This is a genomic window from Agrobacterium sp. MCAB5 (assembly GCF_052114365.1).
Taxonomy (GTDB): domain Bacteria; phylum Pseudomonadota; class Alphaproteobacteria; order Rhizobiales; family Rhizobiaceae; genus Agrobacterium; species Agrobacterium tumefaciens.
Map to the genome: position 1 here is coordinate 1 of NZ_JBFREP010000140.1, position 606 is coordinate 606.

Sequence of the window (606 nt, forward strand, 5' to 3'; positions counted from 1 at the left end):
GCAAGTGCGAGACGTTTTTTCAGATCGCGGTTTGAGGCCATGGCTTTCACTTATCATGTAGCCGGGCGGAACGTGTGGGCATTTGTCGACGCAGACCGACCGCCGTTATTTTATTGCGGCTCCGCCGGCTCGATTGCAGCTGATGGTGCCCGCAGGATCGGAATAAAGATTCCCTGCGTTGAGTGTGGATCAAAACGCAACTCGAACGCTTCTAAGGGCTGCCGTTCCGGCTTTACACCTGACCAATCGAGCTGCAAGGGGTCGCTGAATTCGACCGGATAGTATCCGCCTTCGGGCTTTGGCAGTTGAGATGTCCACTTGATCCGCAAGCCGGCGATCTCGGAAAGTCCTTCATCCTGATTGTCCGAGCGAAGCCAGATCTGGAAGCAGACATTGCCTGCGGTGAAAATCGCGATCATGTAAGGCGTAAAATCCGTCGGAGAAATCCTACGCAGCAGCGACCCGGCGAGCGCGGGCGGTGCATTCCCCACATGGCTGAATGAAAAACCGACCCGCAACGACGGTGATGGCGGCAAGCCATCCAGCGTTTGGAGACACTGCAGTGATCCGGCGAAATTTTCGAGCTCGGCTTCCGGCATGATAGAC

Annotated in this window: 1 protein-coding gene; it reads right to left on the bottom strand. The window is 56.1% G+C overall.

Features of this window, described 5'->3' with window-relative positions; all coding sequences use genetic code 11:
* Window positions 1–110: 110 nt before the first annotated feature.
* Window positions 111–606: hypothetical protein (locus AB4Z23_RS27850; RefSeq protein ID WP_441361223.1), on the bottom strand; the 496-nt coding region annotated here is incomplete at its 5' end.